Annotated in this window: 17 protein-coding genes and 3 pseudogenes; 12 read left to right on the top strand and 8 right to left on the bottom strand. The window is 70.6% G+C overall.

All coding sequences use genetic code 11. The features are described from left to right. Positions 1 to 238: 238 nt before the first annotated feature. Both ACIGXE_RS08905 and ACIGXE_RS08900 read right to left on the bottom strand, forming a co-directional pair. Positions 239 to 1,759 carry a DHA2 family efflux MFS transporter permease subunit gene (locus tag ACIGXE_RS08905; protein WP_399744970.1) on the bottom strand — a complete coding sequence of 507 codons (1,521 nt, stop codon included), beginning with the start codon at positions 1,757 to 1,759 and terminating at the stop codon, positions 239 to 241. Positions 1,760 to 2,081: 322 nt separating this feature from the next. Further along, positions 2,082 to 2,729 (bottom strand): class I SAM-dependent methyltransferase, encoded by a 648-nt coding sequence (locus ACIGXE_RS08900; protein WP_399744968.1) that lies wholly within the window; start codon positions 2,727 to 2,729, stop codon positions 2,082 to 2,084. Positions 2,730 to 3,119: 390 nt separating this feature from the next. Here ACIGXE_RS08900 and ACIGXE_RS08895 point away from each other — a divergent pair, with 390 nt between their 5' ends. From ACIGXE_RS08895 to ACIGXE_RS08875, 5 genes are all read left to right on the top strand, one after another. Then, positions 3,120 to 4,001, top strand: coding sequence for a hypothetical protein (locus ACIGXE_RS08895; protein WP_399744966.1), 882 nt, complete (start codon positions 3,120 to 3,122; stop codon positions 3,999 to 4,001). Positions 4,002 to 4,179: 178 nt separating this feature from the next. Next, on the top strand, positions 4,180 to 4,662 hold the full coding sequence (locus ACIGXE_RS08890) for a hypothetical protein (protein ID WP_399744964.1): 483 nt from the start codon (positions 4,180 to 4,182) through the stop codon (positions 4,660 to 4,662). 204 nt (positions 4,663 to 4,866) lie between these two features. After that, entirely contained in the window at positions 4,867 to 5,532 is a 666-nt protein-coding gene (locus ACIGXE_RS08885) for a glyoxalase (RefSeq protein ID WP_399744962.1), read from the top strand. Between the two features lie 111 nt (positions 5,533 to 5,643). Beyond that, positions 5,644 to 6,057: a VOC family protein gene (locus ACIGXE_RS08880; RefSeq protein WP_399744960.1), complete on the top strand. Its 414-nt coding sequence runs from the start codon at positions 5,644 to 5,646 to the stop codon at positions 6,055 to 6,057. A 174-nt stretch (positions 6,058 to 6,231) separates the two neighbouring features. Then, positions 6,232 to 6,666, top strand: a complete 435-nt coding sequence (locus ACIGXE_RS08875) for a YdeI/OmpD-associated family protein (protein ID WP_399744958.1) — start codon at positions 6,232 to 6,234, stop codon at positions 6,664 to 6,666. A gap of 237 nt (positions 6,667 to 6,903) precedes the next feature. Here the strand turns inward: ACIGXE_RS08875 and ACIGXE_RS08870 are convergent, their stop codons facing one another. Further along, positions 6,904 to 8,454, bottom strand: coding sequence for a serine/threonine-protein kinase (locus tag ACIGXE_RS08870; protein WP_399744955.1), 1,551 nt, complete (start codon positions 8,452 to 8,454; stop codon positions 6,904 to 6,906). A gap of 54 nt (positions 8,455 to 8,508) precedes the next feature. On the opposite strand from ACIGXE_RS08870, the gene ACIGXE_RS08865 reads away from it, so the two are divergent. Together ACIGXE_RS08865 and ACIGXE_RS08860 are read left to right on the top strand one after the other, a co-directional pair. After that, positions 8,509 to 9,075: a hypothetical protein gene (locus ACIGXE_RS08865; protein WP_399744954.1), complete on the top strand. Its 567-nt coding sequence runs from the start codon at positions 8,509 to 8,511 to the stop codon at positions 9,073 to 9,075. A 487-nt stretch (positions 9,076 to 9,562) separates the two neighbouring features. Then, positions 9,563 to 10,432, top strand: coding sequence for a hypothetical protein (locus tag ACIGXE_RS08860; protein WP_399744952.1), 870 nt, complete (start codon positions 9,563 to 9,565; stop codon positions 10,430 to 10,432). A gap of 193 nt (positions 10,433 to 10,625) precedes the next feature. Here ACIGXE_RS08860 and ACIGXE_RS08855 read toward each other — a convergent pair. The 3 genes and pseudogenes from ACIGXE_RS08855 to ACIGXE_RS08845 all read right to left on the bottom strand — a co-directional run. Then, a protein-coding gene (locus ACIGXE_RS08855) for an IS5 family transposase (protein ID WP_399745184.1) occupies positions 10,626 to 11,461 on the bottom strand; the annotation gives its coding sequence in 2 pieces (ribosomal slippage) (positions 10,626 to 11,110 and positions 11,110 to 11,461; 837 coding nt in all). Between the two features lie 82 nt (positions 11,462 to 11,543). After that, a complete protein-coding gene (locus ACIGXE_RS08850; RefSeq protein ID WP_399744950.1) occupies positions 11,544 to 11,855 on the bottom strand; it encodes a hypothetical protein in 312 nt (103 codons plus the stop codon). Between the two features lie 216 nt (positions 11,856 to 12,071). Beyond that, a pseudogene (locus ACIGXE_RS08845) lies at positions 12,072 to 12,581 on the bottom strand (sugar nucleotide-binding protein); the annotation flags it as partial. Between the two features lie 90 nt (positions 12,582 to 12,671). Between ACIGXE_RS08845 and ACIGXE_RS08840 the strand changes: the two are divergent. The 3 genes and pseudogenes from ACIGXE_RS08840 to ACIGXE_RS08830 all read left to right on the top strand — a co-directional run bounded on the left by ACIGXE_RS08840 (position 12,672) and on the right by ACIGXE_RS08830 (position 14,595). After that, entirely contained in the window at positions 12,672 to 13,595 is a 924-nt protein-coding gene (locus ACIGXE_RS08840) for a tyrosine-type recombinase/integrase (protein WP_399744948.1), read from the top strand. Beyond that, the gene (locus ACIGXE_RS08835) at positions 13,585 to 14,166 is read left to right on the top strand and encodes a DUF6262 family protein (RefSeq protein WP_399744946.1); all 582 of its coding nucleotides are present in this window, start codon (positions 13,585 to 13,587) and stop codon (positions 14,164 to 14,166) included. Before ACIGXE_RS08840 ends, ACIGXE_RS08835 begins: the two co-directional genes overlap by 11 nt. Positions 14,167 to 14,225: 59 nt before the next feature. After that, a pseudogene (locus ACIGXE_RS08830) lies at positions 14,226 to 14,595 on the top strand (hypothetical protein). A gap of 113 nt (positions 14,596 to 14,708) precedes the next feature. Here ACIGXE_RS08830 and ACIGXE_RS08825 read toward each other — a convergent pair. After that, positions 14,709 to 15,029: pseudogene (locus tag ACIGXE_RS08825) on the bottom strand (NAD-dependent epimerase/dehydratase family protein); the annotation flags it as partial. A gap of 282 nt (positions 15,030 to 15,311) precedes the next feature. On the opposite strand from ACIGXE_RS08825, the gene ACIGXE_RS08820 reads away from it, so the two are divergent. Continuing rightward, positions 15,312 to 15,716: an FKBP-type peptidyl-prolyl cis-trans isomerase gene (locus ACIGXE_RS08820; RefSeq protein ID WP_399744944.1), complete on the top strand. Its 405-nt coding sequence runs from the start codon at positions 15,312 to 15,314 to the stop codon at positions 15,714 to 15,716. Between the two features lie 123 nt (positions 15,717 to 15,839). Here the strand turns inward: ACIGXE_RS08820 and ACIGXE_RS08815 are convergent, their stop codons facing one another. Further along, a complete protein-coding gene (locus tag ACIGXE_RS08815) occupies positions 15,840 to 16,898 on the bottom strand; it encodes a phosphotransferase (RefSeq protein WP_399744942.1) in 1,059 nt (352 codons plus the stop codon). Positions 16,899 to 17,571: 673 nt separating this feature from the next. Here ACIGXE_RS08815 and ACIGXE_RS08810 point away from each other — a divergent pair. Next, the gene (locus ACIGXE_RS08810; protein WP_399744940.1) at positions 17,572 to 18,417 is read left to right on the top strand and encodes a hypothetical protein; all 846 of its coding nucleotides are present in this window, start codon (positions 17,572 to 17,574) and stop codon (positions 18,415 to 18,417) included. Positions 18,418 to 18,582 lie beyond the last annotated feature (165 nt).

The raw sequence follows: 18,582 nt of genomic DNA, 5'->3' as shown, positions 1-18,582 counted from the left end.
CACCCCCCCCCCGCCCCCCCCCCCCCCGCGGCCGCCCCCCCCGGCGGTGCGGGGGGGGCCCCGCCCGCGGGCGGGCGCGGGGCGGCCGGGGGGGGGCCCCCCGACTCGATCGCCCGGACGGCTCTTCGGCGTGAGCAAGTCCGGCTCCCCGCTGCTGACGTGGTCGGTGTGGGGCGAGTGACGGGGAGGCATCAGCCTCCCGCACCACGCCGACCCCACCGCGCCGGCGGCCCGACGTTCAGGGCGTCTCGGGGGTCGGCGAGCCGCCGGCGGCGGGCGTCGGGGTCGGCGTGGTGCCGTCTCCGTCCTGGGTCTCCGGCGCGGCGGGCTGTTGCGGAGCGGGCGGGGTGCGGACCAGCAGGGCGATCAGCACGGTCAGTCCGCCGAGCACCGCACCGACGCCGAATCCCCACCGGATGCCCGTGGCGAGGGCCCCGGTGGCGTCGGCGCCCTCGGCTGCCGCCGTGCTGGCATGTCCCGACATGACGCTGAGAACCAGGGCGGTGCCCGCGGCGGCCGCTACCTGTTGGAGCGAGCCCAGGATGGCGGAGCCGTGGGGATACAGGTGCGGCGGCAGTACGGACAGACCGGAGGTGAAGATGGGGGTGAAGACGAACGCCATGCCGACGCTCAGGGCCACGTGGAGGACGAGCACCAGCCACGGCGACGTCTGCTCGCCCGTGAGGGCGAACAGCGCCAGGCACAGCGCTGTGAGCACGGCTCCGGGTACGACCAGGCGAGGCGCGCCGAGCTTGTCGTAGAGCTTGCCTACCTGGGGTCCGAGCAGGCCCATGGTCAGGCCGCCCGGGATGAGGAGCAGCCCGGTCTGCAGCGAGGTCAGTCCGCACACCTCCTGCAGGTACATCGGCAGCAGGATGAACGCGCCCATGAGAGCCATGAAGGACAGGCACATCAGGGCGAGCGCCACGGAGAAGTGACGGAAGGTCAGGGTCCGCAGGTCCAGCAGGGGCGTGGACGAGCGCTGCAGTTGCAGCTGTCGCCACGCGAACAGGCCTACCAGTACGGCGCCGATCAGGGTCGTGGCGGCCGGAGGAACGGTGGCCTGGGCCGCGTCCCCGGCGCCGAGCTCGCTGAGGCCGTAGACCAGTGCCCCGAAGCCCGCTGCCGCCAGGGGGACGGACAACCAGTCGATCGGGCCGGCCTGCGGCTCGCCGATGTTGACCAGCTTCCGCCGACCGAATATGGCCATGGCTGCGGCGATGGGCAGCACGGCCAGGAACAGCAGGCGCCATGTCCCCAGCTGCAGCAGCACACCGGAGACCGCGGGGCCGAGGGCGGGCGCGACGGAGATGACGAGAGTGATGTTGCCCATGACCCGGCCGCGGTCGTGCGGGGGCACGAGGGTCATCAGCGTCGTCATGAGCAACGGCATCATGACGGCGGTACCGCCGGCCTGGATGACGCGGGCCGCCAGCAGCACGGGGAAGGCGGGCGCGGCCGCGGCCAGAGCCGTACCGGCGAGGAACAGTGCCATGGCCAGGCTGAAGGCGGTCCGAGTCGTCACGCGCTGGAGGAACCACCCCGTCACCGGGATGACGACCGCCATCGTGAGCATGAAGGAAGTGGACAGCCAGCCTCCGGCCGCCGCCGTGACGTCGAACTCGCGCATGAGTCGCGGGATCGCGTTGACCATGATCGTCTCGTTGAGGAGGACGACGAACGTGGACAGCACGAGAATCCGCAGGAGCGCAGTGACGCGCGCGGGCGGGAGTTGGGGTGCTGGGTTTGGTGCGAGCATGGTGCCTTCCGTCATATGAGTGGCCTCCGCACGTGGCAGGTCACACTGACAGACCGCGGCGCCGGGCAGAATTCATCGGTGTACCCGATCCTGTCGGTGCCGCGGACAAGGCTCAACCCATTTTGCCGACCCGAGGCGGCCCACCCGAGGCGGCCGAGCCGGCGTCGCGGGGAGGGAAGGCCGTGACGCCGGCAGGGCAGGCGTTGCTGCCCACCCTCCGCCATGGGCACTGCGGCTTCGCCGACCGGCCGCAACACGGGAGGCCGAGACGGGTGCGGCGGCTCCTCCTGCTCGCGAACCGGCCTGCGTGGCGCAGGTTGCCCTACTCGGTGCGTACCGCGGTGCCGAGGATGTGGGCGGTGGCCGGCATGGGAACGCGGGTGGGCGGGAACGCGAAGCGGTCGACCGCCGTGATGGTGAAGCCCGCGGCGGCGATCGCGGACTCGGTGTCACGGCCGGTGTGGCAGCCGCCCATCAGCCGCGGCCAGAGGGTGGCGTCGAGCACGCGCTGTACGGTGCGCATGGCAGGCGAGGCGGCCTGCACGTGTTCGAGGAAGCGGAGGTGCCCGCCCGGCCTGAGCACGCGGCGCAGCTCGGCGAGGGTCGCCTGCTGGTCGGCCACCGAGCAGAGCACGAGGCAGACCACGGCCGCGTCGAAGGAGGCGTCAGGGAAGGGGAGCTCTTCGCCTCGGGCGGCCTCCACCTCCACCGGGACAGTGACCCTGCGCGCCTGCTGTACGGCCCGGGCGCGCAGGGTCGGTTCCGGCTCGACGGCGACCAGACGGGTCACGCCGGGCGGATAGTGAGGGAAGTTCAGCCCGTTGCCCGAGCCGACTTCGAGGACCTCGCCGGCCAGGCCGCCCAACAACCGCCTCCGGTGTTCGGCGATCCCTGCCCTGTCCAAGGCGGGGCCGGCGAGCCTGCTGTAGAAGCGGGCGAACAGCGGGTGCGGCTTGATCGGCTCCGTCATGACGACCCTCTCCTCGGCTGCCGGGCTGGGCTCTCTTCCATCATGGGCCGCTTCTGCGCTGCCGCCCGCCCCCAAGCGCCCGGCAGGTGGGTGACGCTCACCGCCCGATCCTCTCCGGCGCGCTGGAGAGCGGCGCGCCACGCCGACCAGGTGCCCGCCGGCCGGAGCCGGGCGGTAGGTGCCGGGACGGCAGGTGCCGGGACGGCAGGGCCTGCGGAGGCCGGAGGCGCCGGGGTCGCCGGAGGCGCCGGGGTCGTCGACGGCTGCCTGACCGGCGCGCAGCTACGGTCCCTACCGCTCCGGCCACTGATCAACGAGTTCCCAACGCCACATCCCTGAGTCACCGAGAACCCGGTGGTCAGCAGCCGTGGTACTGGCCATCCTGTCCCCATGGGAGATAGAGCCAACGTCATCGTGGTCCGCGAGAGCGGAACGCACGAGCTGTACCGGACGGGCTGGGCGGTCGGGCTCGACCTCGACCTGCTGGGCGGACCGGAGGCCGTTCTCGCCATGCTCCCCGAACTCCGCCAGGACGGGTGGTGGCTGGACGACGCCATGGCCCAGGGCGGGGTGCTGCTCGACCTCGGGCAGAAGGTTCTCCTGTTCTTCGCATGGGAGGGTCCGAGCACCGAACTCCGGCACCGCGCGGCCACCTTCGAGCTGATCCGGGCGACGTGGCAGGGTTGGAAGGTCCGCTGGCTGTACGACGGCCCGGCCGAACTGCGCGGCTACGTGGGCCTGGATCCGGAGTACGTCCGCTGCCCCGCGGCTGCCCTCTTCGTGGCCCCGTTCCTCGCTCCGGAGGACGAGGATCTGGCCCGACCCGACCCGGGCGATGTGGTGGTCACGGTCGGCACCGACCGCTGCCACGTCGCTTCGGACGCCTTCGACCACCCCGTTCGCGAGGGCACCCCCCTGCTCGAGCGCCTGGCGGACGCCCCTGAGCACGGAGCGTGCCACCTGCACGTGAACTCCGGCATTCACCTGGATCCGGAGCGCCGCCGCCTGGGCTGGTGGTCCCTCTCCTCCTGCCCGCGGGCGTACGAGGTGCCGACGCTGTGGCCGGGCTGGACGGTGGAGTTCTGGCAGGACGACTGGGAACGGCATGTCCGTGCTTCCGGCGGCCGCTTCTCCCCGGCGCCGTTCGACGCCGGGCAGGAGGCCGGGATCGCCGTGCTCGCCGAGGCCGAGGAGCGGCGGATCCAGCGGGCCCGTCACCGCGCCCACGTCGCTCACCTCCGGACCGCACCGGCCCGTTCTCCAGCCGACTGACCCTGCGTCAACAGCCGACAGTCGACATGACCGGCCGGGCTCGGGCCTTTCCCGGAGCGCCCGCCGCAGGTCTCCGTCGCCCGTCGCCCGACGCCCGTCGCCACGAGGCCACGAAATGTCCGGCGTCAAGGGAGAAACCTGATGGCAGACAGTGCTGCCCGCAGGTGATAGTCGCTGCATGGATCGAGCGAACGAGCGCGAGGACGGACTCTCGCTGAGCGCAGACGAATACGACGCCGTGCGCGCCGCCTTCACCGCGGTCGCGCCCACGTGGGCGGGTGGACAACCTGTCTCCCTTGACGGGCTGTTGGCGCACTGGAGAGGCATGGCCGACGAAGTCGAGGAAGGCTACTGCTGGTGCGCGCCCGAGCTCCACAACGACCTCTGGTGCCGAAGCTCGCTGGCGAAGATCTGGCCGATGCTCCCTGCCCGTGTCCAGGAGATCAGACGACCGGAGCTCGACGCCTTCGACGAGCGATACCGCCGGGCCACGGTGCCCTGGCCCGGGCGTTCTGAGGTCGGCGCCAATTGGTGGACCTGGCGGGTTCCCCGGCGGCTGGTGGTCGAGGCGTCCGAGCTGCGTGGAGAAGGCTGGCCGCTGGGTTGGGACATGATGCCGTTTCCCAGGCCGGACTCCGTGGAGGTCGTCCCCTGGCAGTGATTCGGCCCGACCAGACCCCGTCCACCTGGGATGCGGACCCGACCTCCGTCTCCGATCCCTCGGTCGGTTGGTCGGATCGCGCATCCGGCTCACCACGCGGCACCGGCACGCCCGGAGCGAAGGCGATCACTCATGTGTGGCGAAGCGCGTCTCGAGACCGGTCAGGATTCGAGAAGCCCCGGTCGCCCCGCAGCCCCTAGCGTGATGGTCATGGCAACCACCACTTCCACCGCAGCCGTCACGTCCCTCGCGTCCGTCACCCTTGAGGTGGCCGACCTCGAGGCCGCCCGCCGCTTCTACAGCGCCTTCGGCGTCGACGCGTACCTGCGCCTGCGGCAGTCCGAGGCGCTCTCCACCGGATTCCGCGGCTTCACCCTGGCGCTCACCGTGTCCGGCCCGGCCACCGTCGACGGCTTCGTCGGCGCCGCCGTGGACGCCGGCGCCACGGTCCTGAAGCCCGCCGCGAGGTCGCTGTGGGGCTACGGCGGCGTCGTCCAGGCTCTGGACGGGACGATCTGGAAGATCGCGACCTCGGCGAAGAAGGACACCGGCCCGGACACCCGCGTGATCGACGAGATCGTCCTGCTGATCGGCGTCGAGGCCGTGAAGGCCACCAAGCAGTTCTACACCGACCGGGGCCTGACGGTGGCCAAGAGCTTCGGCAGCAAGTACGTCGAGTTCGCCCCGGGTGAGTCCAGCCCCGTCAAGCTGGCGCTGTACAAGCGCCGCGCGCTGGCCAAGGACCTCGGCGTCCCCGCCGACGGCACGGGCTCGCACCGCATCGTCCTCGGCAGCACCACCGACGCCTTCACCGACCTGGACGGCTTCGTCTGGGAAGCCGCCGCGTCGCTCGCCCCCACGGCGCCCTGAAGCCCGGCCCCGTCACATCGATCGACCGGCGAACCCACGCCGATTCGGCATACGGGCCCTGCCCCGGATGTCCAGCACGTATACATCTGTCTACAAGTCAAGGAGCAGAACATGAAGGCGCACGTGAGCTCGATCCTTCTCGGCGTCCGGGACATGGACCGGGCCAAGCAGTTCTACACCGAGGGGCTCGGCTGGAAGATCCAGAACGACTTCGGCATCTCGGTGTTCTTCGCCTCGGACGGCGCCTCGCCCGTCGGCTTCTACAGCCGCGAGGGCCTGGCCGACCAGGTGGGCACGGACCAGGAAGGCAGCGGCTTCAGCGGCCTGGTTCTGACCTACGTGGTCCGCAGCGAGACGCGGGTGGACGAGATCATGGCGGAGGCCCAGAAGGCCGGCGCCACGGTGCTCAAGCCCGCCGGCGCTCTGCCGTGGGGTGGCTACGGCGGCACCTTCGCCGATCCGGAGGGCTACATCTGGAGCCTCGGCTACAGCGCCCAGGGAACCGACCAGCCCTACGCGGAGTAGCCGCGATCTTCGTCTCCGGCCGTTCGGGACGGCGGGGCGCTGCCCCGCCGCCGTACCGGACGGCGTGATCCGGGGGCGAGCTGTGCCCCGGGGCCGGGGGGAAGCGAGAGCGGCGATCGGAGCCGGGCGGGCGGGATCCCGCGGTGAACCGGCAGGACGAAAGAGGAGAAGACCATGAAGTTTCGGGCCCACGTCGAGCCGCCTGAGCCCATGCGGGGGCTGGAAGTTCCACCCGAGGTGGTGGCAGCGCTCGGCGGGGGCGCGCGGCCGCCGGTGACGATCACCGTCAACGGGCATTCGTGGAAGAGCCGGGTCGCACTGCTGCGCGGCCGCCACTTGCTCGGCCTCAGCCATGCCAACCGGCAGGCCGCGGGTGTCGAGATCGGCGACGAGGTCGAGGTCGAGGTGGAGCTCGACACCGAGCCGCGCGTCGTCGTCGAGCCTGCGGACTTCGCCCGGGCCCTGGACGAGGACCCGGTCGCCCGCGCCGCCTACGACAGGCTTGCGTACAGCCACAAGCGCGAGCACGTGCGCGCCATCGAGAGCGCGAAGAAGCCGGAGACGCGCCAGCGGCGTATCGAGAAGGCCGTCGCCACCCTGCGGGGCTGACCCCGGGAGCAAGACTCCGACGGCGGCGCGATCGCCGTGCGGAGCTGTCGCCCTGGGCATCAACCAGCCCGACTCCCCCTCACTGACAAGGGTGCAGCACCCTAGGAGGAATCCCTGACATCCCTGACATCCCTGACCTCCTCCACCGACCTCGGCAGCCCCATCGTGCCGCCGCTGGACCCGGAGGTCCGTCAGGACGGTCATGCCCCGCTCGGCGCCCTTCTCCGACCGCTCAGCTCAGGCCCTCACGATCCGCAGCACCGACGCGATCAGCAGGACGGGTGAGATGCCCGCCCCGATGATGAGCACCGGCACGGCCACCCATAGCAGAGGGTGGTCACCGGCCTCGGACGGCATGTCCTCCTGCACGGTCATGAACCACACCAGGTGCAGGGCCGTGCCCGCCATCAGCGCGATCCAGTACAGGCCGATCCCGGCCGACCAGAGCCGGACCCTCACCGGCGGCACGGTCATCAGCCGCTTCCGGTAGACATGGAGCCAGATCATCGCGCCGAACAGCAGGAGTGCCACGGGGAAGCGCCACCAGTCGTTCATGGCCCACTGGTGCGCACCGCTTGGCTGTCCCGATTCGGGAGGGTACTGCGCCGCCCGGTCCAGCAGGTCGAACCCGCCGATGAGGAGGGCGACGACCGGGATCAGGAAGAACAGCCCGTAGAGGGGTCTTCCGAGACCTGTGGTCAGGGCCTTGACGGCAACCTTCCGCCGCAAGGACGCGGCCGACGACACCGCGCGGGCGCGGTCCTTCCCGGCCGGTGACCGGCCGGGAAGGACCGCTGTGGGCGGCGGGGTGTGCGGGGGAAGCGTGGTGGTGGCCACCTGGTCCGGCCCGGACTCCGCCCGGGACGCCCGCTCCTCCACGAGGTGCTCCGCGTCCTCCTCCGGTTCCTCCGCCTCCGCGTTGAGCAGTTCCTCCGCCTTCTGCGCGATGGCGGCGACCACAGGAGCAGGCAGCCAGGGGCCCGTGCCCGCCCGCTCCTCGCTCGCGGCGGCGAGCTCCGTGACCGTCGGGCGGTCCTCGGGCCGCTTGGCCAGGCAGTGCCGGGCCAGTTCTCCGAGCCGGCCCCCCACCCCGTCGAGGTCCGGTTCGTGGTGCACGAGCCGGTAGAGCAGTTCGGCCACCGACCCGCCGCCGAACGGGCCTCGCCCGGTCGCCGCGAAGGCCAGCACCGCCCCCAGGGAGAACACGTCCGCCGCCGGGCCGACACTCCGGCCCTCCGCCTGCTCCGGTGACATGTAGCCGGGCGACCCCACCACCAGACCGGTACCGGTCAGCGCCGTCTCGTCGGCGGACCGAGCGATGCCGAAGTCGATGAGCAGCGGCCCCGACTGGGAGAGCAGTACGTTGGACGGTTTGACGTCCCGGTGCACCAGACCCGCCCCGTGCACCCCCGCCAGCGCGCCGGCGAGTCCGAAGAACAGCCGCCACAGAGCCTGCTCGGGCAGTGGCCCGTGGCCGATGACGGCGTCGGAGAGCGCGGGCCCCGGTACGTACGCCGTGGCGAGCCAGGGCACCTCCGCCTCCGGATCGGCGTCCAGGACCGGTACGGTCCCGGCCCCCCGAAGCGACTGCGCGGCCCTGACCTCGCGGGCGAAACGCCGACGAAAGCCCGGGTCGCCGGCGATCGTCCCGTGGACCACCTTCAGAGCGACGGTCCGGCCGCCAGGCGACCGGCCGAGGTAGACGCGGCCCATGCCGCCCTCCCCCAGGCGGTACAGCAGCCTGTACGCGCCCACCCGGCGCGGATCGGTCGCGGTCAACGGCTGCATGCCACACCCCCGTGAGACGCCATCCCCACCGTCCCCCACGCGAACGCCCGTCACGTGAGCGTCAGTCAGCATGGCACAGCAGCCCAGCCCCCGGCACTGGAGCTGGCGAACAGCACGCACCGATCGGGCGCGCCGCTGCACACACGCGCCCCCATCGCCTTGACAAGCGTTTTTGTCCCGGCGAAGGCGCTTGGCAAGCCCATCGAGGATGATGGCCGGGTGTTGGTCAAGGTGGAGGCAGTGCAGCCGGCCCGGTCGGGGCGGCCCCTGTTCGTCCGAGTGCGCTCGGCAGTGGGCACTGCCGTGGTGCTCTGGCAGGGGACGCCCCAGGCGGTGGGGCGAGAGCACCACGTCGAGTGGACCGTGGACGAGGACATCGTCTGGACCGAGAACGCCCGGCCAAGCACTGACGGAAGGTCTGAACTGTGGGAAGACGGTGACCGCATCGTCATGCGGGGCCGGCTCAGTCTCGACGAGGACGGAGGGGCGTCTCTGGACGTGGGCGGCTCGGTGATCTTGTTCGATCGTGCCGCCTCGCCTCTGCCGGACGGTGTCGACGGGTCGTGGGTCGAGGTCCGCGTGGCACCGGACAACGTCACGGTCTGGCCCTACGAGGTCTGACCGCCAGTGAGTGGTCCGGTGTCGAGCCAGTTCAGGGTCGACGTGCGGCTGAGTCGACGGCTTCTCAAGGTGAAGGGCGTAGGCGGTTATCGTCACCGACACCCTCGGCTTGCTCCTGGTCGTGCTCGTGCGTTGGAACCTCACTCTGAATGCCCTTGCGCATCCAGGCGAAGCGCCGACGAAAGGTGCCTCGCCCTGTGACGGAAGTCGCTGGTGGCGGGGCACCTTTCGTGGTTCGTCCGGACCTCCTGCCGGGGTCGCTGCTCGATCGCGGGAAGCGAGCGCTTTGCCCCCCCCTTTGATCACGCCGGTGTGCATAGGTGCATGATGTGCCTGGACATAGGGGGGACGCATGACGCAGACCACGCCGCCGAAATGGGGGCTGACACCGCCGGGGGCTCCTGGGAATCCGGGTGTGCCGCCGCAGGGGTTCATGCCCGTGCGGCCTCCGGACGGCGGGAACGCCGCGGTGTTCACCGTCGGGGCTGTGGCAATCGGGGCTGAGACCGTGATCGCCGCGCTGGTCGCCGTCCTGTACAGCTTGCAGTCCGAGTCCCACGGAGGCGAAGGCGGCCTCGGATGGCTGCTCGGCACCATATTCGCGCTCGTCCTGCTGGCAGTCATTTCGGTGATCGCAGGGCTCGCCTGTTCGGCGATGGCGGTGCTTCCCCTCGTCCTCCTCGGGCGTGCGGTGGCCCGCCGTACGGGGCGGCGCGACAGCTGGCGGCTCACCTTGGCCACTGTGGCGGTAGTTGCCGCCGCCCTGGCGCTGCTCATCGGCTCCTGCATGCTCCTGGCCGGTTTCGGCGGCCCCGGCGACCTGCTCGTTTATCCCGTCCTTGCCCTCAGCCTCATCGTCGGGCTGGTACCCGCGACCCTGTGCGCCCGGGCGGCGGGGAATCCCGGAAAGGCCGGGGCCCGTTGGAGGGTGCTCGGGGGCGTGGCGCTGGGCGGTCTGGGGTTGTTCGCGGTGACGGTTGCGGTCGGGGTCGCGGCGTACGGCTCGGGGATCCTCAAGATCTACGAACCGCCCCGGCTCACTGAAGCCGACATGGTCGGCACCTGGACGGACGGCGACGGCGGAAGCCTCCGCTTCGAGGCGGACGGCACGGTGACGGCGAAGGGCGTCAACGAGTACGAGGCCACGGGTGAGCAGTCCGGTGCCTCCAACTGCACCGGGAAATGGCAGCTGACCGAGAATGACGGTGTCGGTCGGCCGTACGAGCTCAGGATCGCGGACTGCGACAGCCTGTCCCTCGGCTGGGACATCGGCGGTACGGAGGAACACCCGACGGTCTTCACCTGGATCGGCGAGCCGGATTCGGGTGAGCGGTACATCCTTACGCGGCAGCGGTAAGCCATCCGGTGCTGAGGTCTCGGGCCCGGCCGGGTGTAGGTGTGCGGTCATGCCGCCCTCGATCCGTGGCCTCCACCGCCACATGGGTCCCAGCCGACTGCCCCGAAGCTACGCCGTAAGCACCACGCAGTACGCCAGGAACGTGGGAAACGATCTCCACCAACGTGGGATGGCCCTAGCTGTAGCAGCTCTATCACCGCTCGTCAGCGACTTCTGTCGGTGCCCCCAGGCGGGCGGGTCGGCGGTGGCCGATGAGGGTTGCGGCTATGCCGATGAAGGCAAGAAAGTGTTCGGCCTTGCGTTCGTAGCGGCGGTGGAGCCGACGGCAGCCGACCAGCCAGGTCACGGTTCGCTCGACCACCCAGCGATGCCGGCCCAGTCGCTGTGAGGACTCGACGCCCTTGCGCGCGATGCGGTGGCGAATTCCACGCTCACGCAGCCATCGGCGCAGGTGGTCGTAATCGTAGCCCTTGTCGGCGTGCAGTTTCGCCGGCCGTCGGCGCCGCGGTCCGCGGCGTGACCGGATGGGTGGGATGCCACGCACGAGCGGTTCCAGACCCTGGCTGTCGTGCATGTTGGCGCCGGAGATGCCAAGGGACAGCGGCAACCCGTTCCGGTCACAGATCCGATGGATCTTCGATCCCAACTTGCCGCAGTCGGTCGGATTCGGCCCTGTCAGCGGCCCCCCTTTGCAGCCAGCAGGCTGACCGAGTCGATCGCACACCGCGACCAGTCCAGCTGTCCGCGGACGCCGAGTTCGTCGAGGATCACGCGGTAGAGCCTCGCCCAGACCCGGTCCCGGCTCCACTGGGCGAACCGGCGGTAGACCGTGGGCCAGGCCGGGCCGAACACTGGCGGGAGCTGGCGCCAGGTGCAGCCCGAGGCCGCCACGAAGATGATCGCGGCCAGGGCCTCGCGGTCACCCGCTCGGCGTCGGCCGCCGCCCTGCGGACGTATCACCTCAGGCGGCGGCACCACCCGTCGGAACAGCACCCACAACTCGTCCGGCACCAGCCGTTCCCACGAGATCCGTCATGCACGGTTCAACGAAGGATCACGCCATAAGAAACGACGTCTAAGGCCGGTACTCCCACTGAGCGTGCAGTGGTGGTCAGTCGGTCGTCCAGCCATGCTCCCTATGTGCGGCTTCGGCCTCCTCTCCGCCGAGCCAGGCAAGACCGAACTGCCGGCCCATTAGTCGAAAGATCCCCGCTGCCCAGTCTGCGAGCTCCTCGTCCAGCGACGCAGCGGAGACGATCCCGTCGTCGAAGTCCGGCAAATACCGGGAGGGGCCGACACGGGAAAGCGCCCACTCGGGAAGTTCTCGCGGATCCTCCCACCGCCTGCGCCACAAGCGCCCTTCCCTCTTCCAGCAGGTGGTGACTCGGATCACCAGTACGCCTACCTGCTCGTCCCCGTCCATGAGACGAGCGGCAGCGCGGCGATAGGGGTCAAGCCGGGCGTCGGTCGACGGCTGCGGCCGCTCACGTCTGAACACAGGTTCATTCTTACTGTCGCGCTCCAGGCTGACTCGGGCGGTTGTCCAATGGGGCCGGCTCGGGCTCAGTCGCTTCACCCGTCCTGCGGTGGGCCTGGCCGTCCCGTCCCTCCGTGCGCCAGTCCGGGCATCGGGCTACGGCTACTCGGGTTCGGCGCAGAACTGGCGGGCGCCGCGCAAGGTGGTGCGTAGGGTTCGCTGGGTGGCGGTGCTGTCGAGGCGTACGTCGATGGCGCCGGGCAGCGCGCTTTCGGCTCGCAGGGCTGTCGGTAGCCGGGTGGCGTCGAGACCGTCTCGCTGGGCGACGAGGACGCCGAGTTCGTAACGGCTCACGGCGTCCGGGCCGGCCAGATGGTGGATGCCGGAGGCATCGGACGCCGCGAGTTCCAGGAGGGCGGCGGCCAGGTCGGCGACGTGTACCGGGCAGCGGACGTCGTCGGTGAACAGGGGGCCGTCGCGGGTGCCGGCGGCCAGTTCGTGGATGATCTTTTCGTGCGCGGAGCGGCCACGGCCGATGATCAGGGAGGTGCGGGCGACGGCGACCTCCGGGTGGAGGACGAGGATGCCGGTCTCTGCCGCTGCCTTCGCTGCTCCGTACGCGGTGACGGGGTCGGGGAAGCAGGTCTCGTCGTAGTGGACCTGGGCCCCGCTTATCTGCTGTCGCGATCTGGCACTTGTTGTGTGAGGCACATGGGCTCATCAGTCCGTGTGACTGTGGCATATCTGCCGGTTGCGAGGCACGTGCTGACGGTCAGTCACTGGGACAACGTCAAAAAGCGCCGCTTCGGACGCAAACTCCCCATCACCCGCGAGACCGCCGCGGTGATCAGGACCTGGCAGGCCCGTCGACGTCGGCTTGAGGTTCCCTCCCGCAGCCGGAAGTACCTGTTCCCGTCGATCACTGACCGCAGCGGAATCGCGCACATGGGATCCAGCCTGGCCAACGCCATGCGGGAGTGGGTCGCGGCGATCCCGGTGCTGCTGGGCGACGAACTCGACGAGCACGGCAGCCGGATGCCGTTCGACCGCACACTGATCTTCCCCTACGCGTTCCGGCATGCCTATGCCCAGCGTCATGCTGACGCCGGCGTCCCGGTTGACGTGCTGAAAGAGCTCATGGACCACCGGTCGATCGTCACGACGATGTCGTATTACCAGGTGTCCCTGAAGCGGAAACGAGAAGCGATCATGACCATGCGCAGGCACACCATCGACCGTTCCGGCCGCCCGGCGCCGGTCACCAGCACCACCGACTACGAGGCCCAGTCGGTCGCCGTTCCTTTCGGTAACTGCCGCGAGCCCAGCAACGTCAAGGCCGGCGGCAAGGCCTGCGCGATCAGGTTCCAGTGCGCCGGCTGCGGCTTCTATCGCCCCGACCCCTCCTATCTGCCCGCGATCGAACAGCATGTCAACGACCTGCGGGCCGACCTCGAAACCGCCAAGGCCATGGACGCCGACGACTTCGTCGTCCGCAACCTGGCCGACCAGATCACCGCGTCCACGACCGTCGCCGACACCATGCGCAGCCGGCTCAGCAGCCTCCCCCAGGACGAACGCGAGGAAATCGAGGAAGCCAGCGCGGTCCTGCGGAAGGTCCGCGCGAGCCGGGACCACAAACTGCTGCCGTTGACCGTGATCCGCAAGGACACCCCGGATGCCGGCTGAGACGTCCGAGAAGCCCTCCAGGACGCCCGCAGAGGTCCTGAAAGCCGCACGTCAACGCGACAGTGCCGACAAGCGCGGACGCGTCCTCAAGACCGTCCAGGACATGCTCCGCGACAACCGGCGCATCACCTTCGCCGCGGTCGCCCGCGAAGCGGACGTCTCCAGCTGGCTCGTCTATGCCCCTGGCCTGCGCGAACGCATCGACCAGGCAGGGGCCCGCCAGGCCGCCCAGGACCATCAGGACCAGCGGAGCGGACGGAAGGTCTCCACCTCCAGCGAGCAGACCGACCTGCTCCTCGCCCGACAGGAGATCAAACGGCTCCGAACCGAGAACGGTCAGCTGCGGCAACAGGCCCGCGTTCATCTCGGGCAGCAGGTCGAACAGCTCGGCAACCACGACCTGGTCGACCGCGTCAACGAGCTCACCGAGGAGAACCTGCGGCTGTCCACGGCGGAACGGCAGGCGACCACGGAGAACACGCAGCTCCGGCAACGAGTCACCGAGCTTGAGGACGACCTCGCCGCAGCCCGCACCAGCCTCCGCCGCATGATCCGGGACCAGAGCCGTTGACACACCGTGCAGGCAGGAAAGCCGTTGAGTACACCGCGGCGGATCGAGATACTCCCCGGATGACCAACACAGGGAACGAGGTCCACCAGGGTTGGGATGAACCTTGGTACCGCGTCCGCACAGACCGCTTCGAGGCGTCGTTCTTGCCCAGTGCGGGCGAGGATCTGGATGCCGTCTGCAACGTCGACGTCGAGGTGCGGTTGACAGCGGACGGCTCCCGCTGGAGCGCGACCGTGTTCACTCTCGCCGAGGTCGAGCGACTGATGAAGCGGTGGTCCCAGACAGGCGAGGAGTTGCGGTCGCTACTTCTGGTGCTCTGACGGCCTGATCGTCCGGGACCCCGGCATCGAGAGCATGACTCAGGTGCTCGCCGACCTGCTCGATGCTGGTGACTTCATGCAGGTTCTTCAGCGGCTCGACGACGAGTGACCGGCTGACTCATTTTGAAAGGATCAGTAGGCATAGGGCCCCGTGACTCACGTCCCTCACACACCCACATCGGCCTGAACTGCGGATAAGTTCCGCGAACCCCAGATAATGATCGAGAACCCGGCGTCGCTGGAGACGTGGACCAGGCGGGTTCCCGTCCTGGCTGCCGCCGCCGCGAGTCGAACCGGGCCCTCCGCGGTGACGGCCCAGTCGGCGTCGCCGCTCGACGCGTTCACGATGAGGGTCGGTCTCACCTCGGCCATCACGGCGTCCAGGCTCCCTGCGTCCCGCAGGTCGAGGCGGTGCCAGGTGGCCCCGGATTCGTCGCCCGGCCTGGTCGCGAAGGTCCCTGCCGTCTCGTGCCCGGCCGCGATCGCCTGCCGGACCAACTCGCTCCCGAGGAAACCGCTGCCGCCGATGATCAGAACTGCCATGCGTGGAACCGTAGAACAAAGCGGCCGGGGCGGCCTCGTCGGATCCGGGCGCTTGTCAGGGGTCGGTCTGTCTTGAAGAACCGCGGGCGAGGGGGAGGCCAGAGGTCGGATGCCAGCTGTTCTGCGGCGTGCCGGGTGAGCGCCACGTACCCCTGGATTCGATGTGCTCCCGGGATCGGCATGCTCGGCATGCTCGGCATGCTCGGCATGCGTGATCATAGGCTGGTCCAAATGTCCCGGTGGTCCGTGCGCGGGCCTTCGGCGGAGAGTGATGAGGCTGCAATGAGTGAACCGACGAAGCCGACGGTCGACGTTCCGCAGGGAGACGCTCCGACCGACCTGACGATCCGGGACCTGGTCGTGGGGGACGGGGCCGAGGTGAAGCCGGGCATGGTGGTCAGGATTCACTACGTCGGGGTGAACTTCGCGTCGGGAAAGGAGTTCGACGCCTCCTGGGACCGCGGCGAGCCGTTCAAGTTCGCCGTGGGCGGCGGCAAGGCCATCAAGGGCTTTGACCGGGGGGTGCGGGGGATGAAGGTCGGCGGTCGGCGCGAGATCATCGTTCCCCCGCGCCTCGGCTACGGCAAGCAGTCGCCCTCGCCGCTGATCCCGGCGGGCTCCACGCTGGTGTTCGTAGTGGACCTGCTCGACTCGTACTCCGGCGCGACCGGGTGGAGCAACGCTTAGTAACACCCCCTGGCCGCTCCCCCTGTGACGTGCTGCGCCGTCTCCCAGATGGTGGTGGCTATCAGGCCGGCGGTGTGCAGCACATCTCCGCGACGGCGACGTAGGCAGGGGGACGGCCGCGCTTCAGCCCCATGGGCGGGCGTCCTGCGTGGGCAGCGGGCGCAGTTTCGGCCAGCGTTCGAGCAGGCGGTCGGCCAGGGCGGAGCTGAGGCGGCCGAGGGCGTGGAGGTGATCGTGGTCGCGCGTCATGTCGGCGACCACGCCCAGGCGGTGGACGAGCCGCTCGCGGGCGGAGACGTGGCCCCACTCGAAGTCCTCGGCGGGCACCCGGGCGAGTTGGTCGACCGTCCCGCGGTGGGCCCGCTCGACAAGCGCGTCGCCCTGGATCAGCCAGCCCGCGCACGCGTCCGCGAGGTCGCCAGGCACGTCCCTCCCGGTCAGGCCGCGCCAGGTGGTCCGGTAGACCTGCTCGACCTCCGTGAGCGGGACCCCGGTGACCGACATGGCGCACCAGCAGGTGGGGAAGCCGATGCGGAAGTAGGCCAGTTCGACCAGGCCGTTGCCGAGCGCGGCACGCTCGAAGTCGACGAATCGGACGCCGTCGGCAGTGCGGAGGTCATTGCCGGGACATGGGTCGCCGTGCAGCAGCGCATGGTGGTCGGTGGGGTCCAACCGCTCCAGGAGAGCGGCGAGTTCATGAGGAACCTTGGGCGGTACGGGCACGTCGAGAGCCCTGGCCAGGGCCAGGAAGGACTCCGCGTCAGCGGCCGTGGGCCCCGACCAGACCGGCAGCGCGCCCGCATCGGAAGGCCCGGTCAGGGCGTGCAGCCGGGCCAGCGACTCGGCGTACCCCGGCATCCAGTCGTCGCTCCTGCCCAGGTCGTTCACGTACTCGAGAACCATCACCCGCGAGGACGCGTCCGTGGCCAGCAGCGCGGGCGCCACGGCCGGCCCGGTCGCCCGCCCCGCCAGACGCAGCCCGGCGACCTCCCGCGCGAAACGCGCGTCCGCGTCGGCGCCCGTGTCTCCGCCGTCGGTGACCTGTTTGACGACCACCAGCCGCTGGTCCGCCAGCCGCACCCGCCACACCCGAGATCGTGGACTGCTGTCCAGGACCTCGGCCCTCTCGGGGGTGCCCACGGTGGAGAGCAGCGCCTCGTTCAAAGGAACACGGTTCAGCATGCCGACGAGCGTAGCCGTGGCTTCGCACGCGCGTGCGTGTCATCGAGGGACGGCGCCGCCTGCGTCCGGCAGCCCGCCTGGGCCCTCCACCGGCGGCCTCCACCGGCGGCCTCCGACGGCGACCCGGCGTGGGGCGGGCCGCGGCGGTGCTCGGGTCCGGCTCGCGGCGCTCGTGCAGGGGGACGGCCGGAGGCAGTACGCGGAAGCCAGCTGTGGCCGCCGTCTACGACTCAGGGGGTCCGTCCACGGCGGCGCTGCCGCACGTCTCCCCCGAAATCGCACGTCACACCTCTCGGCCTTGCACGGCGAAGTGGTGTGTGTGGTCGCCATGTTCGAGGGCATACGGACGTGGAGCGGATGGGACCGCTCCACCAGGGGCCGGCGGACTCCCCCTCCGCACGGCCCGGGCAGGGTGGTGACCGGCCCGCACCAGTGGTGGGTGCGGGCCGGTCGCCGGGCGCCGTGCGCCGTGCCCGCGAATCGGTCTCCACCGTGTCGGGCGCGTTCCTCGGGGGACACCGCGTCCTCGTCCTCGTACGGGAACTCCCCGTGAACCTTTGCGCGCGAGGGCGCAAACCCGTCCGGCGAGGCCGCCTGGCACGATGGCGTCATGGTCATCGGCATGTCCCCCTCCCTTCCCGGTCCCACAAGCGCTGCCGCTCGCGCACGCGCCTTGTACGACCGCCCCGACGCCCACCTGGACGCGCCTGCCGTGCTCGTCGCTCCGTACGCGCCGGGGTCCGGCCGTGCCGCTCGGCGCGAGGCGCTGCGGCCGGTGTACGAAGCAGTGGTGGCCGAGCTCGGCGAGCCCACCCTGTACGGCGGTTCGGCCGCCGGCCCGAGCGTGCGCTGGCACACCGGGCCGCACGTGGTGCTGCTGGCGGGTGGCCCGCAGGGCGCCACGCTCTCGGTGCATACGGCGTCCGATCTGCACGGCCGCGAGTACACCGCCGTGGAGTCGGGTTCTATCGGCTGGCAGCCGGAGCAGCCGCACGGCTTCGACGCCCTTCCCTATCTCTGGCTGCTGTACCGGGGGGAGAAGCGCGGCTGGCCGGCCTTCCGCTGGGACGGGCACCACACGGCCGCTTCCTGGGAGCACCTGGAGTCCTCGCTCGAACTGCTCCTGGACTCCTGGATGGAGCAGCTGCCCGTGCAGGTGCCGGGCGATTGGGCGTCCTTCGTCGTGGGGTGCTCGCGGGACTGGCCCCGGCATTTGAGGGTGGGATACAGCCAGGACCGCGGGCAGCTGTCGCTGATGGTGGACCACCGGACCACGGCCGAAGAGCCGGGCCTGGAGGAGACCATGCGGGAGCGCGGCTGGCAGGTACGTGACGGCGGCTGGTGGCGGGCGATGTTCCCCGACGAGGACCCCGCAGCCGCGCGGTCGGCGGCCCGTCTGCTGGTCGCCGACGTGCGCGGCCGGGGCTCGGTCTGCCCGGACGAGCTGGTGGCCTGGGAGCTGACGGTCAACGACCACGGCCGACTGTGGTTGCCGGGCATCGGCATGCCCGTGAACTGAGGGCATGCCTTGCACTGAGGGCATGCCTGTGCACTGAAGGCTTGCCCGTGAACTGCAGGCCGCCGGCGTTACAGGCCCGGGCCCCGGGGGGGGCCGGGGGCGGGGCGGGGGGGGGGGGGGGGGGGGGGGGGGGGGGGGGGGGGGGGGGGGCGGGGGCGCCGCGGA

It is taken from the genome of Streptomyces sp. NPDC053431 (assembly GCF_044544925.1).
In the GTDB taxonomy this organism is placed as follows: Bacteria; Actinomycetota; Actinomycetes; order Streptomycetales; family Streptomycetaceae; genus Streptomyces.
This window is presented reverse-complemented; position numbering and strand designations above follow the sequence as displayed.